17 protein-coding genes are annotated in these 18,378 nt (G+C 45.8%); 13 read left to right on the top strand and 4 right to left on the bottom strand.

What is annotated here, in order from left to right; translation table 11 throughout:
* Positions 1-86: 86 nt before the first annotated feature.
* Entirely contained in the window at positions 87-950 is an 864-nt protein-coding gene (locus tag N4A56_RS07240; RefSeq protein ID WP_293671392.1) for a J domain-containing protein, read from the top strand.
* Positions 951-1,040: 90 nt separating this feature from the next.
* Here N4A56_RS07240 and N4A56_RS07235 read toward each other — a convergent pair whose 3' ends face one another.
* Complete coding sequence (locus N4A56_RS07235) at positions 1,041-1,490, bottom strand: metal-dependent hydrolase (RefSeq protein WP_293671391.1); 450 nt, start codon at positions 1,488-1,490, stop codon at positions 1,041-1,043.
* 918 nt (positions 1,491-2,408) lie between these two features.
* On the opposite strand from N4A56_RS07235, the gene N4A56_RS07230 reads away from it, so the two are divergent.
* Genes N4A56_RS07230 through N4A56_RS07200 form a run of 7 tightly spaced genes read left to right on the top strand, consistent with a single transcriptional unit; the run spans position 2,409 to position 9,195 of the window.
* Complete coding sequence (locus N4A56_RS07230; protein WP_293671390.1) at positions 2,409-2,978, top strand: 4Fe-4S dicluster domain-containing protein; 570 nt, start codon at positions 2,409-2,411, stop codon at positions 2,976-2,978.
* Positions 2,978-3,853 carry a CoB--CoM heterodisulfide reductase iron-sulfur subunit B family protein gene (locus N4A56_RS07225; RefSeq protein ID WP_293671389.1) on the top strand — a complete coding sequence of 292 codons (876 nt, stop codon included), beginning with the start codon at positions 2,978-2,980 and terminating at the stop codon, positions 3,851-3,853. The genes N4A56_RS07230 and N4A56_RS07225 overlap by 1 nt, the downstream gene beginning before the upstream one ends.
* Positions 3,854-3,865: 12 nt before the next feature.
* On the top strand, positions 3,866-5,839 hold the full coding sequence (locus tag N4A56_RS07220; protein ID WP_293671388.1) for a CoB--CoM heterodisulfide reductase iron-sulfur subunit A family protein: 1,974 nt from the start codon (positions 3,866-3,868) through the stop codon (positions 5,837-5,839).
* Positions 5,815-6,339 (top strand): hydrogenase iron-sulfur subunit, encoded by a 525-nt coding sequence (locus N4A56_RS07215; protein WP_293671387.1) that lies wholly within the window; start codon positions 5,815-5,817, stop codon positions 6,337-6,339. The genes N4A56_RS07220 and N4A56_RS07215 overlap by 25 nt, the downstream gene beginning before the upstream one ends.
* Positions 6,339-7,295, top strand: a complete 957-nt coding sequence (locus N4A56_RS07210; RefSeq protein ID WP_295546130.1) for a 4Fe-4S dicluster domain-containing protein — start codon at positions 6,339-6,341, stop codon at positions 7,293-7,295. The genes N4A56_RS07215 and N4A56_RS07210 overlap by 1 nt, the downstream gene beginning before the upstream one ends.
* 2 nt (positions 7,296-7,297) lie before the next feature.
* The gene (locus tag N4A56_RS07205) at positions 7,298-8,356 is read left to right on the top strand and encodes a 4Fe-4S dicluster domain-containing protein (protein ID WP_293671385.1); all 1,059 of its coding nucleotides are present in this window, start codon (positions 7,298-7,300) and stop codon (positions 8,354-8,356) included.
* A complete protein-coding gene (locus N4A56_RS07200; RefSeq protein ID WP_295546126.1) occupies positions 8,356-9,195 on the top strand; it encodes an FAD/NAD(P)-binding protein in 840 nt (279 codons plus the stop codon). The genes N4A56_RS07205 and N4A56_RS07200 overlap by 1 nt, the downstream gene beginning before the upstream one ends.
* 183 nt (positions 9,196-9,378) lie before the next feature.
* On the opposite strand, the gene gap is transcribed toward N4A56_RS07200, so the two are convergent.
* From gap to surE, 3 genes are all read right to left on the bottom strand, one after another.
* The gene (gene gap / locus N4A56_RS07195; RefSeq protein WP_295546123.1) at positions 9,379-10,380 is read right to left on the bottom strand and encodes a type I glyceraldehyde-3-phosphate dehydrogenase; all 1,002 of its coding nucleotides are present in this window, start codon (positions 10,378-10,380) and stop codon (positions 9,379-9,381) included.
* Between the two features lie 27 nt (positions 10,381-10,407).
* Positions 10,408-11,331, bottom strand: a complete 924-nt coding sequence (fba, locus tag N4A56_RS07190) for a class II fructose-1,6-bisphosphate aldolase (RefSeq protein ID WP_295546120.1) — start codon at positions 11,329-11,331, stop codon at positions 10,408-10,410.
* A 483-nt stretch (positions 11,332-11,814) separates the two neighbouring features.
* Positions 11,815-12,576, bottom strand: coding sequence for a 5'/3'-nucleotidase SurE (surE, locus tag N4A56_RS07185; protein WP_295546117.1), 762 nt, complete (start codon positions 12,574-12,576; stop codon positions 11,815-11,817).
* A gap of 194 nt (positions 12,577-12,770) precedes the next feature.
* Between surE and N4A56_RS07180 the strand changes: the two genes are divergently transcribed.
* The 5 genes from N4A56_RS07180 to N4A56_RS07160 all read left to right on the top strand — a co-directional run bounded on the left by N4A56_RS07180 (position 12,771) and on the right by N4A56_RS07160 (position 18,105).
* The gene (locus N4A56_RS07180) at positions 12,771-13,850 is read left to right on the top strand and encodes an HD domain-containing protein (RefSeq protein WP_295546115.1); all 1,080 of its coding nucleotides are present in this window, start codon (positions 12,771-12,773) and stop codon (positions 13,848-13,850) included.
* A gap of 217 nt (positions 13,851-14,067) precedes the next feature.
* Positions 14,068-14,727 (top strand): dTMP kinase, encoded by a 660-nt coding sequence (tmk, locus tag N4A56_RS07175; protein WP_293671379.1) that lies wholly within the window; start codon positions 14,068-14,070, stop codon positions 14,725-14,727.
* Positions 14,728-14,752: 25 nt separating this feature from the next.
* Positions 14,753-16,093, top strand: coding sequence for a histone deacetylase (locus N4A56_RS07170; protein WP_295546113.1), 1,341 nt, complete (start codon positions 14,753-14,755; stop codon positions 16,091-16,093).
* Positions 16,083-17,444 (top strand): hypothetical protein, encoded by a 1,362-nt coding sequence (locus N4A56_RS07165; RefSeq protein WP_295546110.1) that lies wholly within the window; start codon positions 16,083-16,085, stop codon positions 17,442-17,444. The genes N4A56_RS07170 and N4A56_RS07165 overlap by 11 nt, the downstream gene beginning before the upstream one ends.
* Before the next feature lie 4 nt (positions 17,445-17,448).
* Entirely contained in the window at positions 17,449-18,105 is a 657-nt protein-coding gene (locus N4A56_RS07160; protein WP_295546107.1) for a lactate utilization protein, read from the top strand.
* Positions 18,106-18,378 lie beyond the last annotated feature (273 nt).

Genomic DNA, 18,378 nt, shown 5'->3' with positions numbered 1-18,378 from the left:
GCGTTACTGTGCGCAGAGAAATTCTGTTCAGTACATATGGATTGCAAGCTTTGCTCCTGCTTGCATGCTGTTTCTATGGAGGAACCGTGACACTACGCGATTGCTATAAATTATTGAATGTGCCGAACGGGGCATCTGAAGATGTTGTAAAACAAGCATACCGTAAGCGGGCGTTTGAACTGCATCCGGATTTGCACCCTGATGATCCTGATGCGTCACGTAAATTCCAGAAGCTGAATGAAGCATACGTCATTATCACTTCCAGTGCTAAGGATGAAGCGTTTGGCGGTAGAAGAACTACATCACAACGACGCGAATCATCAGGTAGACCGCGCTCTGCTGCCAGTGGTTACAGGTCACAGCGTGCCTCCCGTGATGAGTCAGTTCGTGATCGTGCCCGTGCTGCGTATCGAAAAGCAAAAACAAACTTTGATGCCCAAAAGAATAAAACCGCTGCAAGTGGTGATACATACAATAAACCACGGCAAGAATTTGACGATTCATTCTGGAATAAAGAACAGCGTGGTTATTCTAAAGAATCTGTCTTAAATGAAATTTTAAATGACCCGTTTGCAAAGCGTGTTTTTGAAGATATTTACAGTGAGATACGCCGTGACGGCAGCAGACCGGCACCTGCACCCAAAAAGCGTAAGCTTTCCATGCAGTGGGGTGACAGAGATATTTCTGTAGATATGACAGGCGGCGTAAAAGGGTGGCTGCAACGACAGCTTGATGATAATCAGGTAATGCATTTGCCGATGCAAAACTTGCGTCCCGGAGCCAAGGTACGCTTAACTCTTTCGCAAGGGTTAAGCGGTGGTACTCGAAATTTGGAAATTACACTGCCTGCTGATTTTCGTGTGGGCTATCCCATACGCTTGCGTAAGCTGGGACGTAAAATTGGCGGCTGGGTGGGTGACTTGTATCTCACAATTCATGGGCGCATGTAATTTTTATTATGATGGCTCCCATGGTATACGCGTCACATAATGACAATGGTAAAAAAATCCTGCTGAATTGGTTCAGCAGGATTTTTTGTGTTAAAACTCTCTGTCCAGCAGCAGGTGAGAAAAATATCCGACTACTGCGGCTAAGTAGAAGGGCAGGGTTACCATCCAGTCTTCCCTAAAAAATATCCAAGGAAGAATCATGATAGGAGCCGGAACAATGAGCATAGCCCACCATGTATGCGTCCAGCCTCTGTGTTTTCCTAATGCCGGAAGCATGGCAAATAATCCTAAAATCGCTGCCCACTCATAATATTTATTAATGATAAGTACTACGTCGGTGAGAGCCATTATGGAGTAGAAAAAATTTTGCCCTTTGGATTCGGTGTCCGTATCTGGAAACAATGATGCCATAACTGCGATGGAAAAAAGTGCTGCCAGAAGCCATATGTCTTTTGGAAGATATGAAAAATAAACTGCGGCAGCTATGGTGCTGCCCCCTAACGCTGCGCCACCTGCAAGGTGTCCTTTATATCCGGGCATACTAGTTCCTTGTTCTGAAGCAATAGTTGTAGGATAACCTACTGAAAATATGTGGAGCAGTAAAGAACCCGTCATAAGTGGAAGTGATGGATAGGTACATGTGTTATTGTGTATTTATCTGTTATAAAAGTGCTTTTACGATTTGAAATCATGGTAGGCTTGCGTTTTGTGGGCATAATACAGGTTGTGTAGCGCAGGACGGGCACGCTGCCTGTTTGCACATAAAGCGCCGGAGGGACGCCTCCGGCCAATGGAAACACTCCGAGCCTTCGGGCTGGTAAACGGGAAAAAGAGTGAATATAGTTTCACTTTTTTTCCCGTTTTTATGTGTGCATGGAATGGCGTGCTTTGCTTGTAGTGATTGAGTGTTCAATCAAAAATAACAGGCGTAAATGATTGAAGAATTTTCTGAACCGCTTACACTTTTTTTGAAAAATTGAGTAAAAATAGATAGTTAAGTTGATAGTATTTTCATAACTTGTTGATAAATATATTTTTTTCTTCAATGGATAAATCCAAAAAAAACGACTATACGGGTTGCCAATGCTTGTTAGCGGCGTTAGTCTATGTTTATAAATAGTGTGATACACTTTGGGGTAGGCTTGTGTGATTGGTACCCGCACAACGAGTAGCCTCAACGTTGAAGAGTATATTGCGCAAGGTAAAGCACACCACTACCGAAGATAACCGGAATGTTGTTTCTTGTGGGTTCAAGCAACAAAAAAACGGTGCTCTTCGGAGTATTTTTCTGAACGTATTGCTCTCGCAATCTTTTTACCTTGCGCTTGAGGTATATCAATTGGGGTTTGTAAGTACCTCATTCGTCTTTTTTTCTTTGTATCACGATTACTGAACAGGTGTTCACGGCATGTGTTTATGCCAATTTGCTGCCTTTTTCAGTTAACACTCGGAGGAGCCATGGAAACTATCCCTCTTAACTCACCGGATAAAGAATTCATCCGTGAAGTTCAGGAGAGAAGCGGACAGAATGTGCTAAGTTGTTACCAGTGTGGCAACTGTACTGCTGGCTGTCCCTATAATTTCGCGTATGACCTTTCTGTTAGTCGCATAATGCGTCTTGTGCAGCTTGGTCAGCGTGATGCCGTTCTTAAAAGCCATTCTATTTGGCTGTGTGCTACTTGTCAGTCCTGTACAACTCGTTGTCCAAACAGTATTGATGTTGCCAAAATTATGGATGTTCTGCGTCATATGGCACGCGAAGCTGGTTACGCAACTGAGCGTAACGTTAAAGCTTTTGGTGACGCTTTCCTTGAGTCAGTCGAAAAGCACGGTCGTGTGTATGAGCTTGGCGTAACGGCTTCATACATCACTAAAACAGGTAGATTCTGGACAGACGTTGATCTTGCTCCAGCTATGCTCCCTAAAAATAAGCTTTCGATTAAACCGCACGAAATTCGCGGTAAAGAACACGTTTCTGAAATCTTCAAACGTTTCAGAGAACGCGGCGCTGCCAAGGAGAACAGTTAATGTCCATTTCTGTAGGATACTACCCGGGCTGTTCCGGTAGTGGAACGTCTGTAGAATATGACAAATCCACCCGCGCAGTCTGTAAAAAGCTCGGTATCGAGCTTAATGAAATCGACGATTGGAGCTGTTGCGGCTCCACTCCGGCTCATACAGTAAACCACACTCTTTCTGCTGCTCTTTCTGCACGTAACCTCGTACTTGCAGCAAAACAGGGTCAGGATGAGGTTATTACTCCTTGTCCTAGCTGTCTTGCTAACCTTCGCACAGCATCACATAAAATCGCAGATGAAAACTACCGCCCGAAGGTAGAAGAACTTCTCGATGAATCTTGTGAGGAAGCTGCAAGCGTTGTTTCTACATTGCAGCTTATCGTAGAAAAAGTTGGGCTGGACGCTATCAAAAAGGCTGTTGTTAAACCGCTTAAAGACCTTAACGTAGCTTGTTACTACGGCTGCATTATGAACCGTCCACCGGAACTCATGCAGTTTGATGATCCTGAAAATCCAATGGCAATGGATAAGATCATGGAAGCGTGTGGCGCAACTGTACTGCCTTTCCCGCTTAAAGTTGAATGCTGCGGTGCTGCTGCCGGTATGCCGAAGAAAGACATTGTTACTGAGCTTTCCGGTCGTCTGCTTGATGTTGCAGATAGCCTGAACACAGAGATTATTGTAACTGCCTGTCCATTATGCCAGATGAACCTTGATCTTCGTCAGGGACAGGTAAACCGTGCAAACGGCACCCGTTACGATATTCCGGTTGTGTACTTTACACAGCTGCTCGGTTTGGCTCTTGGTCTTTCTGCGGAAGAGGTTGGCTTGTCCAAACTCGTAGTAGACCCGACACCTCGTCTGCGTTTTGCTGGCGTTTTATAGCAAGGAGAGAGTATGCGTATAGGCGTATTTGTCTGCCATTGCGGCAGTAACATCGCGGCTACTGTTGACTGTCCGGCTGTAGCGGAGCAAGCAAAGATGTTACAGGACGTAGTGTTTACAACAGACACTATGTACACCTGTTCCGAGCCGGGACAGAATGAAATTATTGAAGCTATTAAAGAGCACAACCTTGATGGTGTTGTTGTTGCTTCCTGTTCACCACGTATGCACGAGCCTACTTTCCGCCGTGCTCTTGAGCGTGCAGGTCTCAACAAATACATGCTCGAAATGGCAAACATCCGCGAACATGTTTCCTGGATTGGTAAAAACAAGGAACGCAACACAGTAAAAGCGTTTGAACTTGTTGAAATTGCTGTTGCCAAGCTGCGTAACAACCTTCCACTGTACGCTAACAAGTTCGATGTAAACAAACGCGTTCTTGTTATCGGTGGTGGTGTTGCCGGTATTCAGGCTGCCCTTGATTGTGCAGATGCTGGCTACGAGGTCGTGATGGTTGAGCGTGAGCAGTCCATCGGCGGCAAAATGGCAAAAATCGACAAAACATTCCCGACCGTTGACTGTTCCTCCTGTATTCTCGGCCCTAAAATGGTAGACGTAGCACAGCATGAAAATATCACGCTGTATGCAATGTCTGAGGTTGAGAAAATTGACGGCTACGTTGGTAACTTTGAAGTGCAGGTGCGCAAAAAAGCTACATACGTAAACTGGGATAACTGTACCGGTTGTGGTGCATGTATGGAAAAATGCCCAAGTAAGAAAAACGTTGATGAATTCAACGAAGGCATTTCCAAATGTACAGCCATCAACATTCCGTTCCCGCAGGCTATTCCAAAGAAAGCTGCTATCAATCCGAAAGGCTGCTTAATGCTCAAGAAAGGCAAATGTGGCGTTTGCGCTAAAATTTGTCCTACCAAGTGCATTGACTTTGAACAGAAGGATGAAGTGCTGACCGAAAGAGTCGGCGCAGTCATCGCAGCGACCGGTTACGATATGTTCGACCACTCTGTGTACAAACAGTACGGTGCAGGTCAGTACCCGGACGTTATCACTTCCCTTCAGTACGAACGTCTTATGAACGCATCCGGTCCTACCGGCGGTCATATTGTACGTCCTTCTGACGGTAAAGAGCCGAAAAAAGTTGTGTTCGTACAGTGTGTAGGTTCTCGTGATCCTGCCGTTGGTCGTCCATACTGCTCCGGTTTCTGCTGCATGTACACAGCAAAACAGGCAATTCTTACTAAAGACCATATCCCTGATTCTGATTCCTACGTTTTCTACATGGACATTCGTTCCCCTGGTAAAGGGTATGACGAATTTACCCGTAGAGCACAGGAACAGTACGGCGTGCAGTACCTTCGTGGTCGCGTGTCCATGATCTACCCTAAAGGCGACAAGTACATCGTACGTGGTGCGGATACTCTCGCTGGCACTCAGGTAGAAGTGGAAGCAGATCTCGTAGTTCTGGCTGTTGGTGCGGAAAGTGCTAAAAACGCACCTGCACTTGCTGAAAAAATGCGTATTTCCTACGACTCCTACGGATTCTTCATGGAAGCTCACCCTAAACTTAAACCTGTAGAAACAAACACCGCCGGTGTGTACCTTGCAGGTTCTTGTGTAGGTCCTAGAGATATTCCTACTTCCGTTGGTCAGGGTAGTGCAGCAGCAGCTAAGGTAATGACCCTGTTCTCTAAAGATAAGCTTGAAAGTGACCCTCAGGTTTCCAGCGTTAATGCATCTCGCTGCGTAGGCTGCCTGAAGTGTGCTACTACTTGTCCGTTCGGCGCTATTAAAGAAGTGACTGACCGTGCAGGTAACGTAAAAGCTGAAGTTATTGAAACAGTATGTCAGGGTTGCGGTATTTGTACCGTTACCTGTCCTCAGGGTGCTATCCAGCTACAGCACTTTACAGACAACCAGATTCTCGCGGAGGTTAACGCCTTATGTCAGGCTCAACTGGACTTTTAACAGAAGGTCACGATCTTCGTATTGTTGGTTTTCTGTGTAACTGGTGCTCCTACGGTGGTGCAGATACCGCTGGTGTTGCACGTTTTGAACAGCCTACAGATTTGCGCGTAATCCGCGTACCTTGTTCTGGTCGTATCGACCCGCTGTTCATTGCACGCGCACTTCTTAGCGGTGCAGATGGCGTTCTCGTATCCGGCTGTCACCCTCGTGACTGTCACTACGCAGAAGGTAACTTCTACGCACGTCGCCGTTTTGAAATGCTCAAGCAGTTCCTGTCCGTTACCGGTATTGATCCGGAACGCTTCCATTACACATGGGTTTCTGCATCCGAAGGTCAGCGCTGGCAGGATGTTGTAACCTCCTTTACAGAACGCATTCGCGATCTCGGTCCCGCTCCGAAAATTTCTGGCGGCACCGGCTATGACGAAGAGTGTCTGAAAGAAATCGCGGCTGCTGTTTCCCTTGGTGAGCAGTGCCCGTGCCATAAGGAGAAAGCGTAATGCAGGCTCTTGCAGAACTTAAAGAACAAATCCGTCAGGCATTGCCTGAGCTGGATGTAGTTATCGGTTGGCAGGAGGGCTTTGATGCATTGCACACTCGCCCTCTCTTTATCCGCTCCGAAGCTGATATTGATAAGCTGGTAGTTAACGAATTCTGCGTAGTGAACCCTTCTTCCTACCTGCGTGAAATGCGCGGTGGCAAGAAAGTTGGTCTTGTGCTGAAAGGGTGTGATTCCCGTTCCGTTATCCAGCTTATTCAGGAAGATCTTCTTAAAGAAGAAGACCTCACCATCTTCGGTTTTGGCTGTAGTGGTGTTTTGAACCATGCAAAACTTCAGGCTCGTTTTGGCAACATCGGCTTTATCGAGTCTATTGAAAATGATGGTTCAACTGTAAGCCTCGTAGTTGAAGGTAAGAAAGAAACTGTACCGTTCGTAGAAGTATGTGCGGACAAGTGTTTAACATGTTCTTACCCGAACACCTTGCAGTGTACTCACTTTGCTGGTGAAAAATCTGATAAGCAGCCAGAATCTGAGCAGGATAAGGCTCTCGAAGAATTTGAAAAGCTTTCTTTGGAAGAGCGTTTTGCTTTCTGGCAGGATCAGATGCGCCGTTGCATCCGTTGTTATGCATGCCGTAACGCATGTCCAATGTGCGTATGTAAAGACCATTGTCTTGCGAACTCCCGTGAGCCTAAATGGCTGAGCGAAGACGTTGACGTGCAGAACAACCTCATGTTCCAGATGATTCACGTAATGCACCTTACTGGTCGTTGCGTAGAGTGCGGTGAATGTGAACGTGCATGTCCAATGGATATTCCAATTATGCTGTTACGACGCAAAATGGCCGGTATTGTTCGCGATGTTTTCGCATACAATGCAGGAACCAACGCAGAAGATACTCCTCCGCTTATGCAGTTTAAAGTGGAAGAACCAACTATCGAGGAGCGGCACTAGTCATGGCTTGCAAATTTATCTCAAACGAAGACACCACTAAGTGGATCGAAGCTCTTGCAAAAGATCACGTAGTGTTTGTTCCGGTGGAGGACGGCGGTTCCGTAACCTTCCGTCCGTTTGCAGAAGGGCGTAAGCCGGTTCTTGACCGTATGCCTGTTCGCTCATCGAAAGAAGCAGTGTTCCCGCAAACAGAAACTCTGCTTACCTATAAATACGACAAAGATCCTGAAAATCAGGATGGTACCTCTGTTCGCATTAAAGAAACTCTGCCGCGCGAGCGTGCAGTAGTTTTCGGTGCGCGTCCATGTGGTACTCGCGGTATGAGTGTGTTTGACAGAGTGTTCGATAATGATCGCATTCGTGATCCTTACTACGCAACACGTCGTGAAAACACACTGCACGTTACTATTGCATGTACTAAAGTTGAATCTACTTGCTTCTGTCATGAAGTTGGTAGCGGTCCGGCAGACACAGACTGTTCTGACGTTCTGCTTACTCCTGTACAGGGCGGCTACACTGCTGAAGCTGTGAACGACCGTGGCGCAAAGATGCTTGAAGCATCCTTCTTTGCTGACGGTGGTGACAAATGTGCTGAAGCAGAAGCAGTTAAAAAAGCTACTCGTGAATTACTTGGCGAAGCACATGACTTCTCCGACGCACCTGAGAAGCTTCTTGCTGCGTTTGATGACGCTGAGTTCTGGGAAGAGCAGGCTGCCGGTTGTATCAGCTGTGGTGCTTGTACATACCTTTGTCCTACCTGTTACTGTTTCAACATCACTGATGAACCAACCGGTACAACAGGCAAACGCGTACGTTCATGGGATACCTGCATGAGCTTCCAGTACACATTGGAAGGTAGCGGGCATAACCCACGTTCTATCAAAGCTAACCGCCTTAAAAACCGTGTGAATCATAAGTTCGCATACATTCCTAATACATACGATAAGCATATTGGATGTTGCGGTTGTGGTCGTTGCATTAAAAGCTGTCCTGCTTCTGTGGATATTCGCGCTATTGTTAAAGCAGCACAGACTCGCGGCGCCGAGAAGGAGTCTAAGTAATGAAGGCTAATCCAATTCTGCCGGATATGGCTACTGTTTTGGAAGTTGTAGAAGAGACATCCAACATTAAAACGTTCCGTGTACGTTTTGATGATGAAAATGTTATGAAAAAATTCACCTTCGAACCGGGACAGGTTGGTCAGCTTTCTGTTTTCGGTAGCGGTGAATCCACCTTCGTAATCAACTCTTCTCCAACTCGCATGGACTACCTTCAGTTCTCCGTAATGCTCGTAGGTGAAGTAACTTCACGTATTCATCAGTTGAAAGCTGGTGACTCCGTAGGCGTTCGTGCTCCACTTGGTAACGCATTCCCGACTGAAGAAATGAAAGGTCAGGACGTTACTTTTATTGGTGGTGGTATCGGTATGGCTCCTCTGCGTACACTTCTTGTGTACATGCTGGATAACCGTGACGACTACGGCAAAATCACTCTTCTGTACGGTGCTCGTTCTCCTCAGGACTTGAGCTACAAGTACGATATTGAAGAATGGCTTGGTCGTGATGACATTGACGTTGTTCTTACCGTGGATAACCCAGACGAAGAATGGGGCAAAAATCCTTGGGAAAAAACAGGTCTTATCCCGAACGTGCTTAAAGAGATTGGTCCAGATAACAGCGGCTACGCTGTAACTTGTGGACCTCCAATCATGATTAAATTTACTCTCATGGCTCTTAACGAGCTTGGGTTTAAAGATGACAAAATCATTACTACTCTCGAAAAACGTATGAAGTGTGGCGTCGGTCTCTGTGGTCGTTGCAACATTGGTGATAAATACGTTTGTGTAGACGGTCCTGTGTTCAAGTACTCTGAACTTCAGGAACTGCCGAACGAACTGTAGTTTGATCGCACGATACTAATGAAGCCCTCGGTGTTTATGCATCGAGGGCTTTTCTTATGTGTGGCTATGGGCTGTTACTGTTACGTTTCTCCCTGTTGCTCATCGGGGAACATGTACCTAAAAAATAAAAAGCCCACTGTACTAATGTACAGCGGGCTTTTTATTTGTACTCAGATGAGTTTTCTACAGGGAGGCGCCAACTTTTCTCAGAAGGCGTGCGAGTTGGTTGGTAAAGCCAGCTTCGTTGTCATACCAGACAAGAACTTTGACCATGTTACCATCCATTACGCTGGTACAGAGGCTATCGACTACGCCGCCGTGGGTGTCTCCGATGTAATCAACGGAAACAAGCGGTTCATCAGAGTAGCCAAGGTGGTCTTTCATAGACCCTTCAGCAGCAGCTTTAAGAACTGCATTAACCTCTTCTGCGGTGGTGTCTTTTTCAACAGTGCAGGTGAGGTCAATGAGGGAGCCGTCAGGGATTGGTACGCGAATAGCCATTCCATCAAGCTTGCCTGCGAGTTCAGGAAGAACCAGTCCAACAGCTTTTGCTGCGCCTGTAGTTGTCGGGATCATAGACATGCCAGCCGCGCGAGCGCGACGCAGGTCTTTGTGGGAACCGTCAAGGATTCGTTGCCCCATGGTGTAACCATGAATGGTTGTCATAAGACCATGTTTGATGCCGAACGCATCATTGATGATCTTAGCTGCCGGAGCAAGGCAGTTTGTAGAGCAAGATGCATTAGAAAGTACGTGATGCTTTTCAGCATCGTAGGTGTCGTCATTAACACCCATTACAATTGTGGCATCTACGCCGTTGCCGGGTGCAGAAATTACAGATTTCTTTGCACCGCATGCAATGTGCTCAGCAAGACCGTCGCGGTCTTTAATGGTACCGGTGGTTTCTACGGCGATCTCGACTCCGAGTTCGCCCCATTTCCATTCGCCGCGTGCGCAACGTGTAACTACAATCTGTTTACCGTTTACCTTAAAGCCTTCTTCGTTTGCTTCAACATCTCCGTTAAAGGTTCCGTGAACGGAATCGTATTTGAAGAGGTGAGCAAGAGACTCGTTGTCTGCGCGCGCGTTAATAGCAGCAATTTCAAGTTCTGAATCGTCAATAAGAAGACGAACGAGATAGCGACCAATACGACCAAAACCGTTGATACCAAGCTTCACAGCCATGAGAAAGCTCCCTAGCGGTAGTTCTAGTTAAATCTTGTTAGAACAGCCCAGCACGTGCTTAATTTTGTGCTGAACCATATCTTTTACAGCCTGACGAGCTGGCTTGAGGTACTGGCGTGGGTCAAAATGAGATGGGTTTTCTGCAAAATGCTTACGAATGTTTGCGGTCATTGCAAGACGAATGTCTGTATCAATGTTAATTTTACAAACACCAAAGGTTGCTGCCTTACGCAAAAGTTCTTCCGGTACACCTTTAGCAGAACCAATGTCCCCGCCGTACTTGTTTGCCATTTCAACAAACTCCTGTGGCACGGAAGAAGAGCCGTGGAGTACAATAGGGTACTCAGGGAGCATGTTGGAGATCTTTTCAAGACGCGCAAAATCAAGACGGGCTTCGCCTTTGAATTTGTATGCGCCGTGACTGGTACCGATAGCAATAGCAAGAGAGTCACAACCAGTGCGTTCTACAAATTCTACTGCCTGATCGGGATCAGTGTATATGGACTCTTCGGCATGAACATCATCTTCAATGCCAGCAAGGCGACCGAGTTCAGCTTCAACAACAACGCCGCGCTCATGAGCGTATTCAACTACCTGTTTGGTAACGGCAATGTTCTCTTCAAAGTCGAGGTGTGAACCGTCGTACATTACGGAGGTGAAACCACCGTCGATGCACTGCTTGCAAATTTCAAAGTCCTGTCCATGGTCAAGATGCAAGGCAAGCGGGTGATCAGTTTCTACGAGAGCAGCTTCAATAAGCTTTTTAATGTAAGTTTGTCCTGCATAACGGCGTGCACCGGCGGAAACCTGAAGGATAAGAGGAGCTTTTTCTTCTTGAGCTGCTTCCATGATACCCTGAATGATTTCCATGTTGTTTACGTTAAACGCACCAACTGCGTAGCCTTCTTTGTATGCGCGAGCAAACATCTCTGTAGTACCGATAAGTGGCATAATAACCTCCTCATAAAATATTACGGTAATCATGATACTACGTAGAACATATCGTAATTCCATGATTACTGATACAAAAAGTATAAGCTTAACCCTGCCACTTTGTTACATAAAGAAGTGTTCGACCATGGGCGCGGTTGGGGTCGCACGGAAAGTTAACCGTTTACACTGGCAGCGCATTTGATCGCCACGATGTATGTACAAAGAGACCGGAGTGGATAAGCTTTATTCATCTATAATACATATTGCCGTCAGGATAAAAATCCGCAGTGACGTCAAACATGTGTACTTTACACGTGGTGCTCATAAAAGCAAAGTAAACAAACTGCAATAGCTAGGAGCACTTTTCTTAAAAAAAATTGTGAATAACCGTTTACGTTATAGTTTTTCTTGCTTTTTAGAGAATCGATTTGTGCATGTTGTGCTGCACTAAAAGTAGAGGTTTCAGCGCAGCCACAGCATGCTGTTGTTCGAAATTGAGCGCTAATCCTGATCCATATTCAGTACGGAAAGGGCAGACATTGTTTCATCGTCTGTAAAGTCAAATTTAAGAGGGGTAAGGGTGACGTAGCCTTCGGTTAAAAGGTCACGGTCTGTTCCCATTGCAACATCTTCCGGTGGAATTTTACCGTCAAGCCACCAGTAGCTGCCGCCGCGCGGGTCTGTTTTGTGGACGTACCAGTCTTTCCATGTGGCGCTTGTCTGTGGGCATACTCGCAGACCTTTTGTTTGCTCCATAGGGCGATCAGGGAAGTTTACATTAACTACGCAGCGTTTAGGGAGTGCGTTCCATGGAAGATTTTCCGCAAGCTGGACAGCAAATTCTGCCTGACCGGATAGATCTTCGGGGCGGAAGTTATCAAAAGAAACTGCCATGGAAGGATAGCCCATGCTGGCACCTTCTGTTGCTGCGGAGACTGTTCCAGAGTAAAGAATGTCCGGCCCTACGTTCGCGCCGGAGTTAATGCCTGATATAACCAAGTCAATTGTATCCTCAATAAGGCTGCTGAGTCCCAGTTTGACGCAGTCTACCGGTGTTCCGTATACTCCTTTTCCACGAAAGCCGTTTTCTTGGAATTCTTTTATTCTGAGTGGCATGGAAATAGTCACAGCGTGACCTACAGCAGATTGTTCCGTAACTGGAGCTACGCAATGCACAGTGTGCCCTGCGGCAACAAGCGCTTTATATATGGCGCGCAAGCCCGGAGCTTGAATGCCGTCATCGTTTGTGAGTGCTATAATCATAGGTACCTCTAATCAATACTTGTATTTGCAGCTATCAAATGGTTTGACAACGTGTTGGAAAAGCAGGAATCATATCGCCATACTGGTTGGAATCATTCCTTCTGAAATTTTGTCGTTGAGTATGGTTTAATTGGTACGTAGTTAGAAAGTGTGATTTTTCTAAAGCGTAATTTTTTATTTCTTCAGGGTATAGAATGGACCTCAAAAAAATACAATTTGTTCGGGATATTTCCAATAATGATGAAGTGCTTAGCATTTTTGCTATTACGCAGGCAACGCTTGCTCAGGCACGCAATGGTCCTTACTGGAGACTTGAACTGTCTGATATGACAGGCGCAATAGGCGCTAAAGCATGGAGTCCACTTGCACAGCAGTTTCCAGAAATTGCAGCCGGACAAATGCTGGCAGTGAAAGGACGTGCAAGCACATATCGTGATATTTTAGATATAAATATCGAGCATATGAAAATTCTTACGCCTGAAGATATTGCTGAATTGGATATGGGCGACTTTGTTGCAGCTGCTGAGCGTCATCCTGACGATATGTACGCTGATCTGCTGGCAATGTGTACTTCAGTATTCACCTATGCACCTTGGATGACATTTGTAGAATCTGCACTTGTCGATGAAGAAATTTCTGCTCGGTTTAAAAATGCAATCGGTGCTAAGAATGTGCATCATGCATATCTTGGCGGATTGTTGGAGCACTCCCTTTCTGTCGCTGAACTTTGCATGAAACTTTGCGACCATTATCCAGAGCTTGATCGTCAGGTGCTGCTTGCAGGTGCAATTTTTCATGACATCGGCAAGGCATGGGAATTAAGCGCGGGGCTTGTCAAAGATTATACTGACGAAGGTCGTCTTATCGGGCATATCAATATCGGACTGGAAAAGGTAGAACCGTATCTTGCTGCTTCCGGTTTGTCCGCTGAGTTGCAAATGCATTTTAAACATTTGATTCTTGGACACCATGGTCAACGGGAATGGGGTTCCCCAGTGCTTCCAGCTACCGCAGAAGCGCTCGTGTTGCATTATGCGGATAACATTGATGCAAAGCTTGCCCAGCTTCGTGGTTTATTCAGTGATTTTGAATATGGCGATACTGGCTGGACTCCGTACCAGAATACACTTGGTCGATTTATTTTTAAACCGACTATGACACCACCGGAACCAAATGCGTTCTCGCAGGACGTTTTTGGTGATACCGCTGTGAGTGGTTCATCTGAAGCATTCACAGTAGCGCCACCACCCACTTCTATAAGTGGCGATGAGTAGGGAACTGGTCGGTGGGCACTATTGTTTTTCTATTCGCTTATAATTGCAGTGAAAAACATGAGCAGCAAACAGAAAAGACTCGTTTGAAGGGAAGGCAGAGAGCTTCAATGCGTTACCTGTCGGCGAAAAAATAGTATAAAAAATAGCTTTGTCAGTATCCTGTGAAGACAGAGCCTAGCCTGTGAAAGCTCTGCTTAGGGCAGTAGTAAGGATGTATATGTTTATTTCTTTAGAGGGAATGGAAGGTTCCGGTAAAAGTACCGTTTTAAAAAGGTTGCACGCTTGGCTTGAATCAGAAGGGTATGAAGTTTTGCTTACCCGTGAGCCGGGAGGAAGCGAACTAGGTAAAACATTGCGTGCATTGCTGCTTGATGTTGCCAATACCGATATTACAAGTGAAGCAGAGCTGTTTATGTATCTTGCGGACAGAGCACAGCATGTATCACAGGTTATTAAGCCAGCACTTGAAGCTGGTAAGGTTGTGCTTTGTGATAGATATGCAGATTCCACTGTCGTGTACCAAGGGTATGGTCGAGGACTTGACCCAAGCTTGTTACATTCATTTAATGAAGTAGCAACGCAAGGGTTATGGCCGAACATTACGCTGCTTCTGGATGTCCATCCTGAAATCGGGCTGCGTCGTGCTCTTTCACGAAATATCGAAAAAGGACTTTCCCGTGCAGAGGGACGTTTTGAAGCAGAAGCGATGGAATTTCATTCCCGCGTGCGCGAAGGGTATCTGACATGGGCTGCGTTAAACAATAAACGCTTTGCTGTTATTGATGCTTCCGTAAGTCCGGATGAAGTGTTTGAGCAGATTGTTGATCGCATGCGCACCTGCATTGCCGTTATGAAAACAGAAGTTATCGATCAGTAATAGCCTACAGGGCAGAAGAGTATCTATGCTACGAGCTAAAAATTCTTTAGGGGTTATCTTTTTCCCCGCATATGATTGGGCGATAAGTGCGACCCATCCTGAGCGTGAAGAGCGTCTTTTGTACACGCAAGATCAGCTGCGTGAAGAAGGGCTTTTTGATATTGAGGGAATTACGGAATACAAACCGCTTGTGGCAGCATTGGAAGATATTGAGCGCACACACTTTTGCTTTCCTAATGTTGAAAGTGTGTGCACAAAATCTCATTTGATTTCTGCCGGAGGCGCTATACGTGCTGCCCAGCTGGTTATGGAGGGCGAAAAAGATAAGGCATTCGCACTTGTTCGACCTCCGGGGCATCATGCGATGAAGTCTGTGCACGGCTCCCGTGGTTTTTGCAACATCAATATTGAAGCTGTGATGATCGAGTATATTCGAGAAAAATATGGTGCACTCAAAATTGCGGTTGTAGATACGGATTGCCACCACGGTGACGGTACGCAGGATGTGTATTGGAACGATAAAGATGTGCTCTTTATCTCCATGCATCAGGACGGCAGAACGCTCTATCCGGGGACTGGTTTCCCTACCGAGCGTGGTGGTGTGAACGCGTATGGAAAAACTCTGAATATTCCGCTTCCACCAAATACTTCTGATGAAGGCTTTTTATATGCCATTGAACATGTAGTGTTACCTGTTCTGGAAGATTTTAAGCCGGACATCATAATTAACTCTGCCGGACAGGATAATCATTATTCTGACCCGATAACCAATATGAAATTTTCTGCACGCGGCTATGCGAAATTGAATGAGCTGTTGAATCCGCATATTGCCGTGCTGGAAGGCGGCTATGCTATTCAAGGGGCATTGCCGTATGTGAACTTGGGTATCTGCCTTGCCATGGCTGGTATTGACTATGAATATGTGGCGGAACCGGACTTTGATCCAAAACGTTATGCTCAGACTCCACAGGTAACAGAATATATTGAAAAGCTTTCTGAAGAGCTGCTTGCGAGTTATTTTGCCTCAACGACCCCTGATATTGAAGCGCTTGTTAAAGAAATCGGCTATGAGCGTGATGGCGATTTTATCGTCCGTGCAAAAGATGTTTACTACGATACGGATGGGATCAGCGAAAGTCAGATAGAGTCTGTGATATTATGTCCAGACTGTTCAGGAACGCTGCGACTCGAAACGTGGTCGTCAGTAAACCCTCTAAGTCTTGGGGTAGAAGTGCCTGTAGGAGCGTGTGACCGCTGTCTTGCTATTGGGAAAAATATTCTGGAGCAAGCCAGAGGGAATGAAAAGTACCGCTACGTACAGAGCATCAATCGAAGGGATAAGGAATATATTCGATATGGTTTTTAAAAGACTGCATAACGGCGCAGGAGTACTTCTCCTCGCCGTTTGTTTTTTTACAGGGCTGATGCTGCCCGCATCGGCGAAAACTTTTATGACGCCGGAAGTGCAAGCAAAGTTTGATAAAAGTTCTGCGTTTTATAATTCGTTGCGTGATGCATACGAAACTAAGCAGTGGGATACGGTTTTGCGTGCATTCAAACGGTACAAACGCGCTGCCGAGCAAGTACAGCTGCTCAAGGTAAAAACCTCTGCTTTTAGTGTGGATGCTGAAGAACGGCAAAAGCACAATCGTGATGTTGCCAACCATAATGCATTGTTGCACAAAATGAAAAAAGAGTTTGCTGCAAGTCATGGGTATGCAGCACTTGCTTTTGCTAAAAAGAAACAACTTACTGAGTCAGAAAAACTGCTCGATTCGGTGCAAGACTATGCTGATGACCTTGGTATTATTCCTGCTGCACGGGGTGTCGTAGCGTATGCACGCGCAGAGTATAAGACTTCAGAAGAATTATTAAAAAAAGCGTTTGCGCTTGATAAAAGCTTATTTGAACCTGTTTACTATCTGTATAAATTGGCGCACAAAAAAGATGAGGTAGGTACAGCATATTTTTGGCTGGAAAAAGCCGTTGCATTAGCTCCTGATCGCCTTGATCTGGTAATGGGACAGGCGAAGCTTTTGCAAAAGTTAGGGCAATCTGCCGCAGCGGAATCAATCTACACCAAGTTGTTGGAAATAGATTCTACTAATGCTGTTGCATATAACAACAGAGGGTATAGCAGAGTTGCCATGGGCGATATTGAAGGCGCATTCAAAGATTTTACGAGTGCGCTTGCTATCAATAGTGTGTACACCGAAGCTCTGCTGAATAGGGCTGCTTTGTGGCGCACTACAGATAATTTATCTGCTGCACTGGAAGACCTGAATGCTGGCTTGCAGGTTTCTGCCGGAGATACCCGCCTACTTGTTTCCCGAATGCAGACGTTGCAGGATATGGGACGATATTTAATGGCGAAAGAGGATATGGAAGATATTCTCAGTCGGTCGGACTCTATTTCGGTGATTAACGAAGCTGGATGGTTTCTGGCAACATGCCCATCAGAAGCCGTGCGAGATGGCAAGCGGGCTGTGAAAATGCTTTTGCCGATTGTCGAGCAAAGCAAGCGGCATCCTCGCGTATTAGATTCATTAGCTGCTGCATATGCAGAAACGAATGAATTTGATAAGGCTATGAAAATACAAAAAGAAGCGATTGAACGTGGCAATGAATATCGCCTACCTTCCTACCAGCTGCGAAATTATGAAAAGCGCCTTGCGCTATACACTGACAATCGACCTTTTAGAAGCACAACGGAATAAGATTATGAGCAACCCAATTACGACTTACTGGACTTTACGGTTAGCTGAACTGAAACTGGCGCTTGAAAAGAATAATTTTGATGTATTCATGGCAGACACTGTCGCGGGTGCAAAAGATGTTTTTGAGCAAGAAATTCTTCCTTCTCTTGAAGGTGCTCAAACTATTTCTTTTGGCGGTTCTCTGACATTATCAGAAACAGGCATTGTTGAGTCTGTGCGCGAGAATGACGCTCTTGAAGTGATCGATACGTTCGATAAAACCCTGCCTGCTGATGAAAAGCACGAGCTGCGCCGTAAAGCGTTACTTGCTGATGTCTTTCTTACAGGTACAAACGCGGTGACAGAGTGCGGAAAACTCGTAAACCTTGATATGATTGGTAACCGTGTTGCTGCGTTGAACTTTGGACCTAAGCATGTAGTTTTGTTTATCAGCCGTAACAAACTGGTTGAAACTGTCGATGATGCGATGTTCCGCATCAAAGACTATGCAGCGCCCGTCAACACCATGCGATTGGATATGAAAACACCGTGCAAAAAAACAGGGCACTGTATGGACTGTTCTAGTCCACAGCGCATTTGTAATATTTGGACTATTACCGAAAAGTCTTTCCCTGCAAAACGCATTAAAATTGTGTTAATCAACGAAGATGCCGGTTTTTAGCATTTACTAAAAGTCGTTTAACTTGAATTGATGCGGCAGTGTTGCGTTGCGGCGGGACACTGCCTTTTCATATACTCTTTGTTGAACGTATAGAGATATATTTCCCGCGTAGCACTTAGCTTTACCATGAGCCAGAGTGCGTGCTGCTAAGGATGTTGGATGGTAACGCTGTTGCGTGATTATGAGACTATGGTCGGAATGTGCCCTTTGGTTATTGCTGAGGAGGTTTGATAGTAACACTGAGGGTATACGGGGACACACTTTTTGCTGCGG

Origin of the sequence: Halodesulfovibrio sp. (assembly GCF_025210605.1) — a bacterium.
Classification (GTDB): Bacteria; Desulfobacterota; Desulfovibrionia; order Desulfovibrionales; family Desulfovibrionaceae; genus Halodesulfovibrio.
Note: the sequence above shows the minus strand (reverse complement) of the source record. Positions and strands in the feature narration are given on the sequence as shown.

Bases quoted from the DNA above. Each gene is read 5' to 3' on its own strand.
- N4A56_RS07225 (WP_293671389.1), top strand. From the start codon at position 2,978: ATGTCCATTTCTGTAGGATACTACCCGGGCTGTTCCGGTAGTGGAACG.
- N4A56_RS07235 (WP_293671391.1), bottom strand. From the start codon at position 1,490: ATGCCCGGATATAAAGGACACCTTGCAGGTGGCGCAGCGTTAGGGGGC.
- N4A56_RS07230 (WP_293671390.1), top strand. From the start codon at position 2,409: ATGGAAACTATCCCTCTTAACTCACCGGATAAAGAATTCATCCGTGAA.
- N4A56_RS07205 (WP_293671385.1), top strand. From the start codon at position 7,298: ATGGCTTGCAAATTTATCTCAAACGAAGACACCACTAAGTGGATCGAA.
- N4A56_RS07220 (WP_293671388.1), top strand. From the start codon at position 3,866: ATGCGTATAGGCGTATTTGTCTGCCATTGCGGCAGTAACATCGCGGCT.
- gap (WP_295546123.1), bottom strand. From the start codon at position 10,380: ATGGCTGTGAAGCTTGGTATCAACGGTTTTGGTCGTATTGGTCGCTAT.
- N4A56_RS07170 (WP_295546113.1), top strand. From the start codon at position 14,753: ATGCTACGAGCTAAAAATTCTTTAGGGGTTATCTTTTTCCCCGCATAT.
- tmk (WP_293671379.1), top strand. From the start codon at position 14,068: ATGTTTATTTCTTTAGAGGGAATGGAAGGTTCCGGTAAAAGTACCGTT.
- N4A56_RS07165 (WP_295546110.1), top strand. From the start codon at position 16,083: ATGGTTTTTAAAAGACTGCATAACGGCGCAGGAGTACTTCTCCTCGCC.
- N4A56_RS07160 (WP_295546107.1), top strand. From the start codon at position 17,449: ATGAGCAACCCAATTACGACTTACTGGACTTTACGGTTAGCTGAACTG.
- surE (WP_295546117.1), bottom strand. From the start codon at position 12,576: ATGATTATAGCACTCACAAACGATGACGGCATTCAAGCTCCGGGCTTG.
- N4A56_RS07200 (WP_295546126.1), top strand. From the start codon at position 8,356: ATGAAGGCTAATCCAATTCTGCCGGATATGGCTACTGTTTTGGAAGTT.
- fba (WP_295546120.1), bottom strand. From the start codon at position 11,331: ATGCCACTTATCGGTACTACAGAGATGTTTGCTCGCGCATACAAAGAA.
- N4A56_RS07210 (WP_295546130.1), top strand. From the start codon at position 6,339: ATGCAGGCTCTTGCAGAACTTAAAGAACAAATCCGTCAGGCATTGCCT.
- N4A56_RS07180 (WP_295546115.1), top strand. From the start codon at position 12,771: ATGGACCTCAAAAAAATACAATTTGTTCGGGATATTTCCAATAATGAT.
- N4A56_RS07215 (WP_293671387.1), top strand. From the start codon at position 5,815: ATGTCAGGCTCAACTGGACTTTTAACAGAAGGTCACGATCTTCGTATT.